Source organism: Halobacillus sp. ABA4_118 (genome assembly GCF_056160205.1).
In genome coordinates this window covers 1,946,007-1,963,762 of sequence record NZ_JBSWWS010000001.1, presented here as the reverse complement: position 1 = coordinate 1,963,762, position 17,756 = coordinate 1,946,007, and the positions used below count along the sequence as shown (strand labels likewise).

Sequence of the window (17,756 nt, the reverse complement as noted above, 5' to 3'; positions counted from 1 at the left end):
CGTTTACAAAAATGCACCTCCACGAGTAGGCTGTTAAATAACACTTAGTTGAACTCAGTGAATAACCCAAATCAAAAGGAGTGTATGTTTCATGCGAAAACTCGGATTAATTTCGATTCTCATCCTTACAGTGCTTCTGGCCGCATGCTCCAGTAATGCTTCAGGAAACGGTGGTTTTCCCAGCAAGAATATGGAGATTGTAGCCCCTGCCTCTCCAGGGGGCGGATGGGATATGACTGCGCGTTCGATTGAAAAAGTCCTTAGTGATGAAAGTCTCGTAGAACAGAATATTACAGTCGTCAACAAGCCCGGGGGTGGTGGTGAAGTAGGCTGGAAGTATTTACAGTCAAAAGATGCTCATACGTTATCGGTAAACTCCAGCCTTGTCTTAACAAACAATCTTCTTGGACAAAGTGAACAGTCCTACAAAGATTTTACACCGATTGCTACCCTTGCCACCGAGTGGCAGGTACTCGCTGTTCCAGCGGATTCAAAGTATGAAACAGCTACAGAATTATTGGAAGCTGTGAAAAAAGATTCTACCTCAGTGAAAATCGGTGTTGGTCCGGGACTAGGGAACGATGACCACTTATCTTTAGTACAGGCGGCAGGTGAATACGGCATCAATCCTTCAGAGTTGAATTTCCTTGTTTATGAGGGCGGCGGTGATATTGTAACCGCCCTGCTTGGCGGTCATGTAGATGCTGTAACTACATCCTTGTCCGATGTGAAAGATCAGCACATCGCTGGTAAATTGAAGATTCTCGCTGTATCCTCCGACAAGCCGGTCGAAGGAATTGAAGATGTACCAACATGGCAGGATGAAGGCGTGGACATGGTATTTCCTCACTGGAGAGGAATTATGGGACCACCGGATATGACAGAAGAAGAAATTGCTTATTGGGACGAAAAAATAAGTGAAATGGTCGAAACCGATCAATGGAAAAAGATCCTCGAGAACAATGACTGGGAAGATTTTTATAAGAATAGTGAAGAATCAAAAGTCTTCATGGAAGAACAGAATGAACTTTATCAGGAACTTGTCAACGAATCCGGCATGATGAAATAAAACCTTTCCTGCTGCCTATCCTGGCAGCAGGTATTCCCTAATGCGAGGTGAATCATCAATGAAAATCATGAAACTCAGTCTTCCTATTCTCACAACCATTTTTAGTATAGTTTTATTAATTTCATCCTTCAACTTAGAGAAAGCCACCCTGGGTAACCCATACGGACCCATCTATTTCCCAGCAGGGATAAGTATACTCATGTTCATTTTCAGCATCATTTATCTCATACAGGAACTTAAAAATATCCATAAGGAAAATCCCGATCTTATACAAATGCTGTCAGGAAGAACGCCAAAACTCATCGGCATAACGATTGGACTCGGGATCATCTACTCCCTGCTGTTTATACCCCTTGGCTTTCTACCTTCCACGATCCTCTTTTTAGGTGCCCTGCTGTTCTTTATCAATGGCTGGAGAAAGTGGCTCGTGAACTCAATTGTCGCCGTAAGCTTTTCTTTTATAAGCTGGTATGCATTCAGTGAATTACTCGGAGTCAGTCTACCTTAGGAGGTGTACCTATGGATGTTGGAAGTTTTCTAGATGGATTGTCTATTGCTGTAGAGCCCGCCAACCTTTTATGGATCCTTATTGGCGGTTTACTAGGGACTATAGTTGGTATGCTGCCAGGCTTAGGTCCAGCGACAGCAGTAGCCGTATTGATCCCTATTACATTCGGAATGAACCCGGTAAGCGCCATTATTTTAATGGCTTCCATTTATTACGGAGCCATGTACGGAGGCTCCAGAAGTTCGATCCTGCTGAATACCCCGGGGGATGGATCAGCGATTGCCGCCACCTTCGACGGGTATCCGATGGCGAAGAAAGGACAGGCCGGAGAAGCCCTCGCCATATCTGCTGTAGCCTCGTTCATTGGCGGGCTGATTGCCGTAGTGGGATTCATTTTCCTTGCAGAGCCTTTAGCGAATTTCGCCTTGGAATTCGGCCCGGCCGAATACTTCTTATTAATGCTGCTCGCGTTATCTGCGATTGTAGCTTTATCTATTGGAAAAATGGTCAAAGGTTTTCTTGCTATGATGATCGGCCTCAGTCTCAGTACTTTCGGAATCGATACTCAGACAGGTGTCTATCGCTTTACTATGGGGGTTCCACACCTCAGTGAAGGCATCGATTTCCTCATTGTAATCATCGGAGTATATGCCATTGGAGAAGTGCTCTACAACTTTTTGAATATCGATAAACAAAAGAAAGATAAGAAAAAAGTCGGGAAAGTCTGGTTCACCAAAGACCAGTGGAAACGATCCAAATGGCCGATTTTACGAAGCGGACCGCTCGGATTCCTAATTGGTGTTCTTCCCGGTGCTGGAGGTTCAATTGCTTCCATGATCAGTTATACAACAGAAAAACAGATTTCCAAGCGGTCTGAAGAATTCGGCGAGGGAGCTCCCGAGGGATTGGCTGCACCCGAATCTTCCAACAACGCCGCTTCTGTCGGCGCGATGATTCCTTTACTTACAATGGGAATCCCAGGATCAGGAACAACCGCTGTCATGCTTGGTGCCTTAATCATGCTCGGATTACGCCCCGGACCACTGTTATTCGAACAGCAGCCTGAAACGGCGTGGGCCTTGATCAACAGCATGTTTCTTGGAAACATCGCCCTGGTTGTCATTAACATTTTATTAGTAGGATTGTTAGTCAAAGTGTTGGACACACCGGCGAAAGTCCTTTACCCCATAATTGTCCTGCTGGCGTTTATCGGAACGTATACGTTAAGTTACTCAACCATGGATTTCTTCCTGCTGCTTATTTTCGGACTGCTCGGTCTGATGATGAAAATTATGGACATTCCCATTGCACCATTAGTTCTTGCCCTCATCGTTGGAACCGATATGGAACAGAATTTCCGTATGGCTGTTCTTTCCTCGAACGGAAGCCTGGGTATATTCTTCTCCTCAGGGGTAAGTGTTGCACTCGTCATCCTGACTATATTGTCCCTTTTCTACCCTTTGATTATGAAGCTGATTAAGAAGAGAAGCGAAAAGCAGAACGAAGAACCTGAAAACGTCTATAAATCTTCTTGAATTTTTCGGATCTATTCATGAAAAAGCCACCTATTCCAACGGTGGCTTTTTCAGTCTATGTAAGGAGTATCGGTATGAAAAAACAAACAGGCATCCTGCTATCCACATTCATTATATACCTTCTTTTTTTCCAGCCTTTCATAGACTGGGATGTAAAAGTTCAAGCCGTTGCTGCCCTGGTCATTATCCAGATGCTGTGGATTGGCCGGGTCTTCCCTTTAGCATTCAGTTCTCTCCTCTTTATCCTGCTCCTATCCTTTCACTTCTTCAGCTTTGAAGAAACGCTGTCCTATATCAGTTCTGAAATTGTATGGCTCCTTTTTGCTACGTTTATTATTTCCCATGCCTTTATTGAAACCGGCCTTGCCAGCCGGCTTTCTCTCAAGCTGATGTCTGCTTCCAGAGGATCCGGGAGAGGACTTATTCTTATTTGTTATGGGCTCATGCTGGTTCTATCCATTCTCATCCCTTCCAATATAGGAAAAGCAAATCTCATCACTTCCGTGCTTGATCGATTATTAAAGAGCATTAAGGGCATCAATAATATAGAGAACCTCGGAAAATCACTATTCATAGGCGTCAGCTATTTGACGGCTATTGCTGGTGCCATGGTCGCTACAGGTGCCAGTTCAACCCTTTACACGTTTGGTTTGTTCACTGATATTTCGAGTTCTATCAACTATATGTCCTGGGTCGTCTACTTCTCTTTCCCCATTCTTTTGTTTCTGCTGACCTTATGGGGAATCATGATCTGTATGTTTCCACCCGAAAATATACAGAGACATCATTTAAGACAGTTGATAGAGGAAAGATTAGCAGAATTGGGACCGGTAAAGATGTCCGAGAAAAAGGTCATTCTTATCATGAGCCTCACTCTTGTCTTATGGGCATCATCAAGCTACCACAGCTTCTCCATTCCACTCGTCGGCCTTTTAGGTGCTGTTCTCACCCTCCTCCCTTATATAGGTGTGTGGGAATGGGACCAGGCAAAGAAATCAATCAACTGGGAAATGATGCTCTTTTTCGCAAGCACACTGATGGTCTCAGGAATGCTTATTCAAACAGGGACTGTGAAATGGACAGCCTCCTTCATTGTCAGCTCCCTGTCTTCTCAATCAGGACTTTCTGTTATCTTCCTGTTGATGGCAGGCACCCTGCTCATCCGGATCGTTTTTGTTAATGTTCTGGGATTCTTAACCATTATCATTCCACTAGCCGTTCAAATTGGTTACAACTTAGAGGGATTTTCTCCTTTAGCTGTAGGTATGACCGCATTCTTAACAGGGATTCCTGGTTTTTTCTTAATCACTCAATCCCCCGTCCATTTGATCAGCTACTCCTATGGATACTTCACCGATCGGGATCTGCTTAAAGCTGGCCTCCCTGCTTCCCTGTGCTGGGTAATTGTCATTCTTCTCTCTCTTCAGCTTTTTTGGAGATCAATATAAGGTACCTGAAGTGTTCAAGTACTCTTCAGGTTTCTTGAGTGGTTCTTAAGATTTTCTAATTTACAATAGTGAAGTAAATCAGCTCAATAACTTATGAGGACAGTAACCAAAGCTCTCCATCATGCTCAGCAACCCCTGTAATTAGTTGTTTTCCATTCTATGATTGATATTGATGTCAGGCAGACGTTTCTTTTCACGGCTCTAAACAAAGTTTCCCCTTCTTAATCTTCTTGTTTCACACTTCATTCACCCTCTTAAATTGTAATCAATACGAATGAACCTCACGTTTCTATCATATACATTTCTTGTATCTAGTATTGACAAAGTCTATGAAATTCCGGTTAATAATATAGGTATATAATCGAAACCATTACGATTTATTTGCGGAGTGTAAAGGAGGACTTTATTTGTATCAGGATCATTCTCCACCATCCAGTATGATTTATTTTTTATTAGTGATTTTTTTCGCTCTTTTTTTATTTGGGGATACCATCCCTTTTGAAAACATGTTTTCCATCCCGGCCTCTTTATTAGATTTAAATACGATGTTCATCAGCATTGTGTTGGAAGCCATCCCCTTCGTACTTCTTGGTGTATTTATATCTGCAGTAATCCAAACATTTCTAAAAGAAGAAACGCTTAAAAAATTCATACCCGCCAACCCTTATCTGGCCCTGTTCCCTGCTGTTGCCATTGGCGCTGTCTTTCCGGTATGTGAATGCGCGATTGTTCCGATTGTACGAAGACTGATTCAAAAAGGGATGCCGCTTCATGTAGGGATTGTCATCCTTGTCTCCGCCCCTGTCCTTAATCCCATCGTCTTTTTGTCGACGTTTTATGCTTTCCAGACGGACCTCAGTATTGCCTGGGCAAGAATGGGACTGGCCTTCGTCGTTTCCTTGTTTGTGGGAGCTGTCATTTATCAATTTTTCGGCAATCGCTGGCAGCTGAATAAAAAAACAACAGAAGCTGCGAAGCACCAGCATACCCATGACAACGATCGATCAGGTAAAATTGCCGAAACATTCCAGCATGCCAGTGATGAATTTTTCGATATGGGGAAATTCCTCATTATTGGAGCCTTATTCGCCGGGATCGTTCAAACTTATGTTGCACGGGAAACATTGATGGATATTGGGAATGGAGTACTGGCCGGACCAGCGGTGATGATGGGACTGGCCTACATTCTATCCTTGTGTTCAGAAGCTGATGCTTTTGTGGCTTCTTCTTTTAAAGGACTCTTTTCTTCGACCTCTATTCTTGCTTTTCTCGTTTATGGACCAATGACGGACTTGAAAAACACCATTTTAATGATGGCTTATTTCAAGAAAAGGTTTGTCCTTGCCTTTTTAGTGATCGTAACGGTTGTCGTATACGCCGTGAGCCTGTGGTATGACGCATTCTTTATATAAAGGAGGAGGATCATGAACCGACCTTCCCATCAATTTCTGAGAAGCATTATTTTATACGGATTTGTATTATTTCTTGTGAAGCTTATGATTTCCGGAGATATCCAAAAGTTTATTGCGCCCCGTATGATGCCTTACATGTATTTCACCTTAATCGTGCTGGGGGTTCTTGGGAGTATTCAATTCTTTAAAAGTGGGTTTGAAGAGCAGGATCATGACTGCGGATGCGGGCACGACCATGATTACTCCAAATCCAGACTCCGCTCCACTGTTATTTACTTATTATTCATTATCCCTGTGATGACAGGAATGATGTTTTCCGACCATGTGATCGGAAGTTCAGCAGCTTCCAATAAAGGATTCAAATATGAAATGCGCGCAGCCTCTGATCAGTCCAATCTGAATGATCCTTCTTCTATGAATGATACTGGCGAAGGAGAGGGTTTAAACCAGGAAGATGCAAGCGGAGAGGCTGAAAACACGGCCGTTCTGACGCCTGAGAAAAGATATCCCGAGTTATTTAAAGAGCTGCAGGAGACAGAACATCTCCAGATGACTGCCGACAACTACATTGGTTCAATTACATTAATGGAAGACGATATGGACCCTTACGCGGGAAAAAAACTGACGACCCATGGATTCGTATTCCGGGATGACAACTTTCCGGATGATCAGATCGTCGTAGGGCGGTTCGGAATCAGCTGCTGTGTAGCTGATGCAGGAATTTACGGCATTCTTGTTCAAGGGGAGAACCTTGGTCAGTACAAAAATGATACATGGGTGGAAGTGACAGGAACACTTGAAAAAGTACAGATGAACGGATGGGAGCTTCCTCTCATTCAACCGGAAGCGATCAAACCGATCGAGACACCTCCGGAACCGTACGTCTATGAAGACTTAGAATTTGGCGGATAACAAAAAGTCACAGCCCCTGACGGCTGTGACTTTTTATATCAGGCAGACGTTACAATCCGCTCCGCTGACTTTCTCGCACCAGCTATATTCCTCGCGGCCGGTCCGATTTCCAGTTCCGCAAGAGCCCCTGCAACATATAACCCTTCCTTCCATTCCAATGACGTCGACACTATAGGGAATCCGCAGGGCGCGCACGGCAGACCGACCTGTTCAATGAGAGGCTCCAGCCATTCCTTCCCAGGGAGACATGCTTCCGCTCCTGTAGCCAGAATGATAGAGTCACCTGACACAAGCTGCCCACCTGTCAATTGAAGATTGAAACCATGCTCCCCTTTCACAGCTTTTTCTACTTCCCCGGTATATATCTTTAATCTGGAGGCACTCCCCTGCCGTTTCAACTGAACATGGAGATCTCTTGTAATAGAACCTTTATGTCTTGCCTGTTGAATGAACCTCCGGCGTTGGTCATAGCAGGTCAGTTTCTCATAGTCGTTTAAAAACTTCGGACCAAGCCACCCAGGGTCGCTGTCAAAGTCCTCTACCCGGAAGGGGTGACGCTTCACTAGAGAAACAGATGCTATCGAGGTTTTGTTCGACAATGCATTAGCCAGGTGAGCCGCCGTCATCCCTCCTCCAACAACGACAACGCGGCCTTCGTCAGGCACAGGCGTCTGCATATCAAACACGTGACTGACAGAAATCCCGTCTTCATGAGCCCATTCAGGATAATGCGGGGAGTGATTGACGCCCACAGCCAGTACCACCTTCTCCCCTTGGACGAGAGAACCATCTTCCAGAGACACATTCCAATGTTGGTGTTCTTTGGAAATACCATTGACCATCCCCTGCTTCCAGCATTCTTTAAGGCGTACATCATCAAATACATCCATGCTGTGCTGATTAAACAGGTCCAATTGAGGTCGCGCATACTTCCCTCTGAAAGGCTGGGCAAAGTCATGGCCTTTGGAGTATTTGCTCAGACTATATGGATCTGTGTCCAGGTGGTGGACAGAAGGGGATCTTAAATGAGACATCCCAATCTTTTTCGTTAACGTCTGCCACACGTGCATAGGCCCGGGAAATGGATCAATCATTAACAATTCCTCATTCCCTGCTTTTTCTTCAAGGAGCCGCCGGGCCACACAGCAGCCCTGAACACCACCACCAATAATGATCCATTTGTACATCAACATCGATCTCCTTTAGCTTACCAGCTGGATTTTTTCATCCCCATGACGGCTGATGTTGATGTTGAATAACAACAGCTGCCCATCTTCTGACTTTAATTTGCCAAAATTAAAACTCTCCTCTATATATAAATAGCATTACGAACAAAACGTAATGATTACTATATATTGAAGAGTAAATTTTTTTAAGCTACTCTTTGTTTCGCATTTATGCTTAAACCGTCCACTGATTAAATAGTAACCGTTACTATTTAATGGCGTACTGATATTAAATCACAGGTTCAAAACGTTGGCAAGAAGAAAATGAAGGTTGGGTGCTCCCTACTCGTAATCAGTACATACAAAAAGACCCGGTTATAAAAATAACCGGGTCTTTTTTCATTTCCTCCGAATACCGATCGTACGACCGGCCTGCTTCGGATGCTCCTGATCCGCATGCATCTGATACACGGAACGAATCCTCTGCTCCACTTCATCAGGAAAAACAGATGGGCGGCCTGTATTTTGATCCATACCCATCAGCATTTCTTCAAGCGTGGCAGTTATTTCACCATGTTGATTCTTCATCGTTAGAAACAAATGAATACGTTTGGCATCATAATCCAGAACGCGGGCGGTGATTTCAAATGGCTCGTCCTCATGCATTTCCTTCAGATAGCAGATGTGCGTTTCCAATGTGAAGATCGTATACGCGTAGTGGCCCCTCGCTGTTTCGTCCAGTCCGATATAATCGATAAACGCATCTGTCGCTAAGCTGAAGGCGCGGTTGTATTCAGCATCGTTCATATGCCCGTTATAGTCCACCCACTCCGGCAGCACGCGGTCTTTATAATGAAAGGATTGTTCCATGAATCCCCCTCCTTTACCGTTTGACAGCGGTCTGTTCTTCCGGCCAGTATTCCTGTACAAGATCATACAGCTTCACTAAAAATTCGTTGCGGTTCTGATCGAGTTCAGCCATCGACATGCCATTGGACTGATGCTCACACCCGGATACGACTTTGTCATACAATTCGTCCGTAAGTTCCGGTGCCTCAAGCTTCGTCCACGGCTTTTTCAAGGCCGGGCCGAACTGCTTCAGCATGTGACGCATACCACCTTCGCCTCCCGCCAGGTGGAACGTCAGGAATGGACCGTACTGGGCATAGCGCATGCCCGCACCGTGGGTGAAGGCTTTGTCTACTTCTTCCGTTGTCGCAATCCCTTCATTAACGATATGAAGAGACTCTCTCCAAATCGCTTCAATCAGGCGGTCTGCAATATGACCTTCAATTTCATGGCGGACGAGCAGGACACTCATATTCAAGCTTTCATAAAAAGCTTTCGCTTTATCTACATTCTCGTCTGTTGTCTGTTTTCCTGCTACGACTTCTACAAGAGGCAGGATATACACAGGATGGAACGGGTGTGCCACGACAAATCGTTCCGGATGCTGTAGATTCTCTTGAAGTTCAGAAGGCATAATGCCCGACGTACTTGAACCAATAATCGCCTCCGGTTTGGCGTGTTTGTCAATCGTCTGCAGCACAGACTGCTTCAATTCCTCCACTTCAGGCACATTTTCTTGAATGAAGTCTGCGTTTTTCACCGCATCCTCTGTATCTTTTACGAATGTTAAACGATCTTTGGAAGCCCCCTCAGCAAGGCCGAGCGCTTCCACATAAGGCCAGGACTGCTCAACAGCCCAGCGCATCCGTTCTTCTGCTCCTTCTGCTGGATCTGCTGCGATCACATCATATCCTTGAGCAAGCATACGAACGATCCAGCCGTTTCCGATAACTCCTGTTCCGACAATGGCCGCTTGTTTAATAGACAACATTATTTCCCTCCATGTGGGTTTCTTAGATTGAGATATTCACGCGCTTCCTGCGGGCTCATCGGTTCAAGATCCAGGCCGCGGAGCATACCTACAGCCTTGTCGACCAGCTGTTCATTCGTTGCAGGAACACCTTTGGAAAGATAAATATTATCTTCCAGGCCGACACGGACGTTTCCACCGAGCATCGCTGATTGAGAAGCCATCGGCATCTGCATGCGCCCGATTCCAAACGCTGACCAGTGCCCATTCTCCGGAATACGGTTCTTCATATACATCATCGTTTCTGCATCAGCCGCCGCTCCCCACGGAATTCCAAGACAGAATTGGTACATCGGATCGCCGTCGATCAACCCTTCTTGCACCAATTGATTGGCAAAACGAATATGACCGGTATCAAAACATTCCAGTTCCGGCTTCACACCACTCTTCTGGATCATTTCGGCCTGATCTCGAAGCCAATCTGTCGGACTCATATAGATCATGTCTCCGAAATTCGTGCTGCCGCAGTCGAGCGTACACATTTCAGGAAGCAGTTCACCGACAGGCGCATGACGCTCGGTCGGCGTCTGGATATCTGTACCGGCTCCGCCCGCGGCAGGTGTGCTCAAGCTCGGGATGAAATCCCCGCCTCCACCGGACGTAATATTAATGATGACATCCGTTTCCGATTCACGAATCCGGTCGACGATTTCACGATAGTGGTCCACATCATGACTGATGCCTCCCGTTTGCGGATCCCGTGCATGCACGTGGGCAACCGTAGCTCCCGCTTTAGCTGATTCAATCGCAGATGCTGCAATTTCCTTCGGTGTCACAGGGACGTGGGGGTTTTTCTTCATCGTATCTCCCGCCCCTGTGACCGCAGAGGTTAACAATACTTTATTTTTCATTCCAAAGGTCCTCCTTTGAATTGGTTTGTTTGATCATCCAGTTGAAACTATACCATCTGGACTGTTTAGTTTCAAATCCCTTTCAAGAATTCCCTTATCCATCAGGAATCAAAAATCCCCTTCCATCCCTTCAGCATCAATGATTCAATCGTACAAAAATTTCTTTATAAACTTTTAAAACTATTATCAAAGCATATGCTAAATAAAAAACATCAAATAAACGGACCCAGATCGTCATTCCTTGAATATGTACGGACATTCTCCTTTATACGGCCCTATCCATCCATTGAAACAAAACCGTCTGGATTGTAAAGTTTACATCGGATTATCAAATTCATAACGGACTTTTTCTTAAGGGGGATTTCTATATGAAAAAACAAATCATGGATTGGAAAACATTCGGAGGGGCCCTGGCACTCCTGTTGTTCGTTTCACTGCCTCTTCTGATCTTTCCGGAACAAGGAAAGGAAATCGTCCTAGCTGCCAACGAAATTGTTACCCAGCGGCTCGGTTTCCTATTCTTATCCGTAGGCTTAGTCATGCTGCTTTTCCTCTTATTTATAGGGGTGAGCCGCTATGGAGATATCAAGCTGGGAGATGCGGATACCAAAACAGAATTCAAAACCGGCTCCTGGGCAGCGATGCTGTTCACGAGTGGGATTGGAACAGGGATTCTCTACTGGGGTGTCATTGAGTGGGCCTACTACTATCAGGGACCCCCATTCGGAATTGAAGCGGGATCCAGCGAAGCGATCCAGTGGGCATCGACCTATGGTTTTTTCCACTGGGGACCGATCGCATGGGCAATGTTTGCCATACCCGCCCTTCCTATCGGCTACATGTTTTATGTCAAAAAAACCGATGTATTCAAAATCAGTGAAGCTTGCCGTCCCGTTTTAGGTAAGTATACAGACACATGGGTCGGCCGACTCGTGGATATTCTCTTCATGTTCGGACTGCTTGGCGGAGGGGGAACCGGTCTCGCTCTGTCTGCTCCAATCATTTCATCCGGACTCAACCATCTTGTCGGCCTGCCGGATACGATGATGACGAAATCCGTTGTGCTGGTGATTTGTACACTGATCTTCGGACTCAGCGCCTATTCCGGACTGCAGAAAGGAATCCGGGTATTAAGTGACATCAACTTATGGCTGGCCTTTCTACTTCTTCTATTCATTTTCATCGTTGGACCGACCACCTTCATCACAGAAACGACCGGCACCGCCCTCGGCCGCATGATGGATAACTTCTTCCTCATGAGCATGTGGTCGGAACCCTTTAATGACCTTGGCTCCTTTACACGGACCGGTTTCCCGGAAGGCTGGACCGTATTCTATTGGGCCTGGTGGATCGTTTATGCCCCATTCGTCGGCTTATTCATCGCCCGGATTTCCAAAGGACGGACCATCCGTCAGGTCGCTTTTGGAACGGTCTTATTCGGAAGCCTTGGAACGATTCTCTTTTTCGGGATTCTAGGAAACTACTCGATGTACCTGGAGCTGAGCGGGCAGTACCCTGTTATTGAAACGTTAAATAATGAAGGGGCACCTGCAGCCATCATCGGCACATTAACCGAGCTGCCATTAGACACATTTGCAATCGTTGTGTTTATTTTACTCGCGACGATCTTTTTATCGACAACCTATGATTCCGGTTCGTATGTCATTGCTTCCGTCGTCCAAAAACGGGTCGAAGGAGAACCACTTAAATGGAACCGCCTGTTCTGGGCTCTGGCATTGTCCATCCTTCCAATGATCTTCATGAATATGGGTGGATTGACGACACTACAGACCATCAGCATTGTCGGAGGCTTCCCACTGCTTGTCATCCTGCCGATTCTTGGATGGTCCTTTATCAAAATGGTTAATGAAGACCAGGCAGCGGAAGAAAAAGAAAACAAGAAGGCATCTTAACGGAGGAATACGATGAAATCACGTTATGAACAAGGATTAGAGATTTTAAGAGGATATACAGACGAAGAAAAAGGAACCAATCACTTTGAACTGATGAAAGCATTGGAAGATATTTCCCCGGATCTCGGGAAATATATCATTGAGTTTGCTTACGGGGATATTTACAACCGGGATCACCTGGATAAGAAAGGGCGTGCACTTACAGTCTTATCCAGTCTTGTCACTCAGGGCAGCGGCAGCCTCCCCCAGCTCGAACTTCATATCAATACGGCTCTCAATGCGGGGCTGTCTGAAAAAGAAATCGTAGAAGCGATGATGCAGTTGATTCCTTATGTCGGATTCCCCTCTGTAATCAATGCGCTGACGCAGGCTCAACAGGTGTTCAAGGAACGCAAAAACAAACAAAAAACGCACGCATAAAAAAATCACCAGTCCCTTGTTGGGATCTGGTGATTTTTATTTAGGCCGGCTTTGTTCTTCCAACCGCTCCAGCACCTGCTCTCGAAGCGTCTGAGGCAGAACGCCGAGGCCGAAAATTTCAGACAGCCATAATCCGTCTACAGCAAGACGCAGAATGGTGGCATCGACAGGATCGAGTCCATCATGTTCCATATGATACTGCCAGTCAGCATAGGTCTCCTGTAAAGGCTTCATGAGTTGAGGATTGATGCCTTGAGCGGCCAGCATTCCCCCACTGATCGTCTGGTTTTCTATACTTTTATCGTGGAGCACTTTAATAAATGCCCGTGCCCACTTTCCGACTTCATCCTCTTCTTCGTCCACAAAGCTTTCCACGTTCTCTTTGTAGATGTCATTCATGTGCTGGACAAGCGCTTTCACTAGAGCTTCCTTTGTTGAAAAGTGATACAACAGCCCGCCCTTGCTGACTTCTGCTTTTTTTGCAACGGCATCCAATGTCAATGTATCGCTTCCCTGCTCCTTCACAATCAATGCCGCTGCTTCCAGCAGTTTCTGCCGTTTTGATACTCTTGGCATATACGTCCCCTCATTTTTGTTCATTTTCCCATAATGTTATCAGTAGTCATACATTTTATCAATTTGGGATACAGGGATGAATGGAAAGGCGCTGTCTGAACAAGAGGCGTAATTCTCTTCCCCGTTCAATAAACTAGAATAACCAAGCAACGTTTAGGAGCGATTCGTATGTTAAAAAAGTTCGTCGATCCCCTTCCCATCATGAAAACCATGCGTCCGGCAGGCTGTCTCCACGGTGACCCCTATTTTGAAGTCACAATGAAGGAAACATTCCAGAGGCTGCACCGAGACCTCCCACCTACAAAAGTGTGGGGCTATAACGGGCAGTATCCCGGACCTACATTCCACGTCTGGAAGCATCAGCCGATCCACGTCTTATGGAAAAATGAACTTCCTGAACGTCATTTTCTCCCCATTGATACGACGGTTCATGGAGCAGAAAAAAGTCAGCCGGAAGTACGGACGGTCGTACACCTGCATGGAGGAGTGACGCCGGATACCAGTGATGGCTACCCAGAAGCGTGGTTCACCCGTCACTTTAACAAAGTAGGCCCTTACTTTTCTCATCGAATGTACACTTACCCCAATCATCAAGACGCTGCCAGCCTTTGGTACCATGACCATGCCATGGGGATTACCCGTCTCAACATTTACGCTGGTCTTTCAGGCATGTACATCGTCCATGATGAAAATGAAGCCCGATTGAACCTTCCCTGCGGTCCCTTCGATCTCCCATTGATCATCCAGGACCGTTCGTTCCGGGAGGATGGCAGCCTTTTCTATCCATCGAGGCCAGCCCAGCCTCAAACGGCACCCACTCCTTCGGTCATCCCTGATTTTTACGGAGACACCATTTTAGTGAATGGGAAAGTCTGGCCCCATTTAAATGTCGAACCTAGAAGATACAGATTCCGGATTCTGAACGGATCCAATGCCCGGATCTACCGCTTATCCCTTTCCAACGGAGCTCCTTTCATCCAAATCGGCACCGATCAGGGACTACTTGAGACCCCGGTCCGCGTACCTGCTCTCGTATTAGCACCTGCCGAAAGAGCGGATGTGATCATTGATTTCTCCACTTGTTATGGAAAAACCATTATCTTGGAGAATGATTTCGAAACCAAGGGTGAAAAAGCGGATCCAGAAACGACAGGAACGATCATGCAGTTCCGAGTCAATCAGCGTCTTTCCTACATCGATCACAGCTCTATTCCTGCGTGGCTCGCTCCTGTTCCAAGATATACATATGTGGACAGAACCCGGACACTGAAACTGAACATGCGGAAAGATTCCTACGGACGTAATATTCACTTGTTGGATGACCACTTATGGTCAGATCCCGTTACTGAAGTTCCAAAGCTCGGACAGACGGAAGTGTGGAGCATCGTCAATGAAACAGAAGCGATCCACCCGATCCACCTTCACTTGGTCCGTTTCCAAATCCTTGACCGCCAGCCTTTCGATGTGGATGTTTTTAAACAGGAAGGAAAGGTCATCCTTACAGGACCGCGTGTCGCTCCGGATTTGAATGAAAGAGGCTGGAAGGATACCGTTCGTTCCCGTCCCGGAGAAGTAACAAGGATGATCATGCGCTTTGGCCCCTACCCTGGTTTGTTTGTGTGGCACTGCCATATTTTAGAGCATGAGGACTACGAAATGATGCGTCCATACTTTATTCGGACATAAAAAAACGCATGGTTTCTTCCGCTTCAATAAAACGGGAGAAAACCATGCATCTTCCATTACCAGCTGGCTTTTTTCACACCAGGGATCTGGCCTTTGTGGGCGTAGTCTCTGAAAGCAATACGGGACATATGGAACTTTCTCATATACCCCCGGGGCCGGCCGGTTATTTCGCAGCGGCCTTTCAAACGTGTCGGGGAAGAATCACGCGGCAGTTTTCGAAGGGCTTCATAATCGCCCTTCTCTTTCAACTCTTTCCGCAAGTCTGCGTATTTCGCTACCATCGCCTGTCTCTTTTTCTCTTTTGCTATCTTTGATGCTTTCGCCATAGTTTATATCTCCAATCTTTTATAGAAATGCTCGCCTTTCCAAAAATGTAATCATTACTATTTAATTTAAAGTAAATTTTTTTGGAAATCTCTCCTTTAAAAAGGATGCCCAAAACCAAAACGTAACGATTACGTTTTAAATTGTGTAATCCTATTAAATCATAAGATCAGCCATTTGGCAAATGTCATGAACCCCCCGCCAGTTCTCTTCTATATCATCCCAAATTTCAGCACTTGGTCCGGTTACGAGACGAAAACAACCTCCATAAACTAATAGAAGCATCAAAGTCTATAATAATAAGGAATGATCCTATGGAGAATCTATTTAATGGGAAAATCACTAAAAAGGACCTGGCCCCCTATGAGATGATCGGTGATGGAAAAGATGGGGAGATTTACAAGGTCGCCGACGACAAAGTCGTCAAATACTTCTTTAAAGAGGAAACGTGGCAGCGGGAACTGGAAGCGATGAAAATCGGACAGACCTCGACCATTATGCCCCGCCTTTATGAATATGGAGAGCATTATATTGTCATGGAGTTCGTTCAGGGCATCTCTCTTGCCCGGCATATGAAACGTCATGGATACATCGATGATGAAATGACGGAAAAAATCCTGTTCGTTTTGGCAGAGTTCAAGCGGTTGGGGTTTACCCGCTGGGATACAGAAGTCCGCCACATGCTGATGGATGGCTCCGGCGATTTTAAAGTGATCGACCACAAACGTGCCTTTACATCGAACGCCCCTTATCCAACGAAGCTGATGAAGGGTATGAAGAAGTTTGGTCTCTCCGGAGAATTCATGAAACATGTAAAAACGCTGAGTCCGGATGTCTATCAAGCCTGGAAGAAAGCCAAATAAGTAAGAAAGCACTCGAGATCTTTTTATAGCATCGAGTGCTTTCTACTAGATTCCCCATAAAAAAAAGACTGGATTTATCCCAGTCTTTTTTTCCGTTCAATTAGATTTTACGAACCGTAACATTATCAAGGTTCGTTGTGTTGATGTGGCCGTTATCATCAGCCCATACTAAGAAGTGATCGTCCGCATATACGTAGGAACCTTCATCCAGCTCTTCATCGCCGGATAGAACTTCAATTTTATCACCCATGGACAAAATCTTGTTAAGGAACCCAGCCATGCTTTGGCCTTTATCTTTTTCTTTATCTTTATACATATCATTTCCCTCCTTTTCACTGTTTACTCTATTTCTATGCTGAGTCAAGGAATGCGTACAGGCATATCGCTCAATTTGAGAATGTTTTCCTATTAGCCCTTGATAGATTTTCCGTTTCGGCTGCCGGACAGGATATACGTTGATAGATAGATGACCACGTTTACGTGTATTCGTTCTCGTACGTATCAGAGGATAGGCCGCCTTCTGATTGACTCTGCTCGATTTTGACGAAGTTCAGAAGCTCTTTATCCACCGAAGAAATGTCGTGCCTCTTCCTCCCGGCGTGTTCGGTCTCCTTTTTATCACAGGAGTGGTTTCCCCTGTCCTTCCGCATGGAACATGGATCAGCCTGCTTTTTGGATTTCTCCCGTTTTTTTCTGTCCCTTTTGATTTTTCTTACACTGACCGGACCGCTTACATTGGTTACATTGATATGTCCCTTACGATCCACCCAGACGAGAACATTGTGGAACGCTGTTATATAGGTACCTCCCTCTCCGAGCACTTGATCCCGGAAGAAGACTTCTAGATCGTCCCCCAGTTTAAACATGGACGTTAAAACATCATCCATGGCTGGGACATTGTTGTGCGGCTTTCTGGGAGCATGATCTTCCCGCCCCTTATCTACAGGGACCTTCCCAGCGTTCGATGGACTGTGATTTTTTCTCATCGGCTCACCTTCTTTACATTAGAGCTTTCGTTCCTAATCAATATATGATGCCGGAAAAAGGTTGTAGAGCCTATTTTCAGGGCAGCCCCCGGCTCCTCTCTCTATTTTTTTATTCTGAGGCTGCATTCCAATAGGGGAACAAACAGTCAGGCGCCCTGTGCTCGTGTCTGTTTCGACTATCATTCGGAAGACATATAGTAACGTAATA

18 protein-coding genes are annotated in these 17,756 nt (G+C 45.6%); 10 read left to right on the top strand and 8 right to left on the bottom strand.

Annotated elements, in window-relative coordinates; translation table 11 throughout:
• Window positions 1-91 precede the first annotated feature (91 nt).
• The 6 genes from ACXAGL_RS09835 (at window position 92) to ACXAGL_RS09810 (ending at window position 6,884) form a co-directional block, all read left to right on the top strand.
• Window positions 92-1,069, top strand: coding sequence for a tripartite tricarboxylate transporter substrate binding protein (locus ACXAGL_RS09835; protein WP_474967288.1), 978 nt, complete (start codon window positions 92-94; stop codon window positions 1,067-1,069).
• A gap of 58 nt (window positions 1,070-1,127) precedes the next feature.
• A complete protein-coding gene (locus tag ACXAGL_RS09830; RefSeq protein WP_474967287.1) occupies window positions 1,128-1,577 on the top strand; it encodes a tripartite tricarboxylate transporter TctB family protein in 450 nt (149 codons plus the stop codon).
• Window positions 1,578-1,588: 11 nt separating this feature from the next.
• Complete coding sequence (locus ACXAGL_RS09825; RefSeq protein WP_474990987.1) at window positions 1,589-3,112, top strand: tripartite tricarboxylate transporter permease; 1,524 nt, start codon at window positions 1,589-1,591, stop codon at window positions 3,110-3,112.
• A gap of 74 nt (window positions 3,113-3,186) precedes the next feature.
• Window positions 3,187-4,560, top strand: coding sequence for an SLC13 family permease (locus tag ACXAGL_RS09820; protein ID WP_474967285.1), 1,374 nt, complete (start codon window positions 3,187-3,189; stop codon window positions 4,558-4,560).
• Between the two features lie 437 nt (window positions 4,561-4,997).
• Window positions 4,998-5,972, top strand: a complete 975-nt coding sequence (locus ACXAGL_RS09815) for a permease (protein WP_474992355.1) — start codon at window positions 4,998-5,000, stop codon at window positions 5,970-5,972.
• A 12-nt stretch (window positions 5,973-5,984) separates the two neighbouring features.
• Window positions 5,985-6,884: a TIGR03943 family putative permease subunit gene (locus ACXAGL_RS09810; RefSeq protein WP_474990985.1), complete on the top strand. Its 900-nt coding sequence runs from the start codon at window positions 5,985-5,987 to the stop codon at window positions 6,882-6,884.
• Window positions 6,885-6,922: 38 nt separating this feature from the next.
• On the opposite strand, the gene ACXAGL_RS09805 is transcribed toward ACXAGL_RS09810, so the two are convergent.
• The 4 genes from ACXAGL_RS09805 to ACXAGL_RS09790 all read right to left on the bottom strand — a co-directional run bounded on the left by ACXAGL_RS09805 (window position 6,923) and on the right by ACXAGL_RS09790 (window position 10,780).
• Window positions 6,923-8,071, bottom strand: a complete 1,149-nt coding sequence (locus ACXAGL_RS09805) for an FAD/NAD(P)-binding protein (protein WP_474990983.1) — start codon at window positions 8,069-8,071, stop codon at window positions 6,923-6,925.
• 378 nt (window positions 8,072-8,449) lie between these two features.
• Complete coding sequence (locus tag ACXAGL_RS09800) at window positions 8,450-8,920, bottom strand: thioesterase family protein (protein WP_474972132.1); 471 nt, start codon at window positions 8,918-8,920, stop codon at window positions 8,450-8,452.
• Window positions 8,921-8,933: 13 nt separating this feature from the next.
• Entirely contained in the window at window positions 8,934-9,881 is a 948-nt protein-coding gene (locus tag ACXAGL_RS09795; RefSeq protein WP_474972335.1) for a 3-hydroxyacyl-CoA dehydrogenase NAD-binding domain-containing protein, read from the bottom strand.
• An 8-nt stretch (window positions 9,882-9,889) separates the two neighbouring features.
• Window positions 9,890-10,780 carry a beta-keto acid cleavage family enzyme gene (locus tag ACXAGL_RS09790; protein WP_474972133.1) on the bottom strand — a complete coding sequence of 297 codons (891 nt, stop codon included), beginning with the start codon at window positions 10,778-10,780 and terminating at the stop codon, window positions 9,890-9,892.
• Between the two features lie 368 nt (window positions 10,781-11,148).
• Here ACXAGL_RS09790 and ACXAGL_RS09785 point away from each other — a divergent pair, with 368 nt between their 5' ends.
• Both ACXAGL_RS09785 and ACXAGL_RS09780 read left to right on the top strand, forming a co-directional pair.
• Window positions 11,149-12,693 carry a BCCT family transporter gene (locus ACXAGL_RS09785; protein WP_474990981.1) on the top strand — a complete coding sequence of 515 codons (1,545 nt, stop codon included), beginning with the start codon at window positions 11,149-11,151 and terminating at the stop codon, window positions 12,691-12,693.
• A 12-nt stretch (window positions 12,694-12,705) separates the two neighbouring features.
• Window positions 12,706-13,113 carry a carboxymuconolactone decarboxylase family protein gene (locus ACXAGL_RS09780; protein ID WP_474967280.1) on the top strand — a complete coding sequence of 136 codons (408 nt, stop codon included), beginning with the start codon at window positions 12,706-12,708 and terminating at the stop codon, window positions 13,111-13,113.
• 36 nt (window positions 13,114-13,149) lie between these two features.
• Here ACXAGL_RS09780 and ACXAGL_RS09775 read toward each other — a convergent pair whose 3' ends face one another.
• Window positions 13,150-13,689: a TetR/AcrR family transcriptional regulator gene (locus ACXAGL_RS09775; RefSeq protein WP_474990979.1), complete on the bottom strand. Its 540-nt coding sequence runs from the start codon at window positions 13,687-13,689 to the stop codon at window positions 13,150-13,152.
• A gap of 168 nt (window positions 13,690-13,857) precedes the next feature.
• Between ACXAGL_RS09775 and ACXAGL_RS09770 the strand changes: the two genes are divergently transcribed.
• Window positions 13,858-15,375 (top strand): multicopper oxidase family protein, encoded by a 1,518-nt coding sequence (locus ACXAGL_RS09770; RefSeq protein WP_474972136.1) that lies wholly within the window; start codon window positions 13,858-13,860, stop codon window positions 15,373-15,375.
• Between the two features lie 56 nt (window positions 15,376-15,431).
• On the opposite strand, the gene rpsN is transcribed toward ACXAGL_RS09770, so the two are convergent.
• A complete protein-coding gene (gene rpsN, locus ACXAGL_RS09765; RefSeq protein ID WP_474967277.1) occupies window positions 15,432-15,701 on the bottom strand; it encodes a 30S ribosomal protein S14 in 270 nt (89 codons plus the stop codon).
• 312 nt (window positions 15,702-16,013) lie between these two features.
• On the opposite strand from rpsN, the gene ACXAGL_RS09760 reads away from it, so the two are divergent.
• Complete coding sequence (locus ACXAGL_RS09760; RefSeq protein WP_474967276.1) at window positions 16,014-16,562, top strand: RIO2 family protein; 549 nt, start codon at window positions 16,014-16,016, stop codon at window positions 16,560-16,562.
• A 100-nt stretch (window positions 16,563-16,662) separates the two neighbouring features.
• Here ACXAGL_RS09760 and ACXAGL_RS09755 read toward each other — a convergent pair whose 3' ends face one another.
• Together ACXAGL_RS09755 and ACXAGL_RS09750 are read right to left on the bottom strand one after the other, a co-directional pair.
• Window positions 16,663-16,878, bottom strand: coding sequence for a hypothetical protein (locus tag ACXAGL_RS09755; RefSeq protein WP_035532206.1), 216 nt, complete (start codon window positions 16,876-16,878; stop codon window positions 16,663-16,665).
• Window positions 16,879-17,038: 160 nt separating this feature from the next.
• Window positions 17,039-17,548 carry a hypothetical protein gene (locus ACXAGL_RS09750; RefSeq protein WP_474990977.1) on the bottom strand — a complete coding sequence of 170 codons (510 nt, stop codon included), beginning with the start codon at window positions 17,546-17,548 and terminating at the stop codon, window positions 17,039-17,041.
• Window positions 17,549-17,756: the final 208 nt, after the last annotated feature.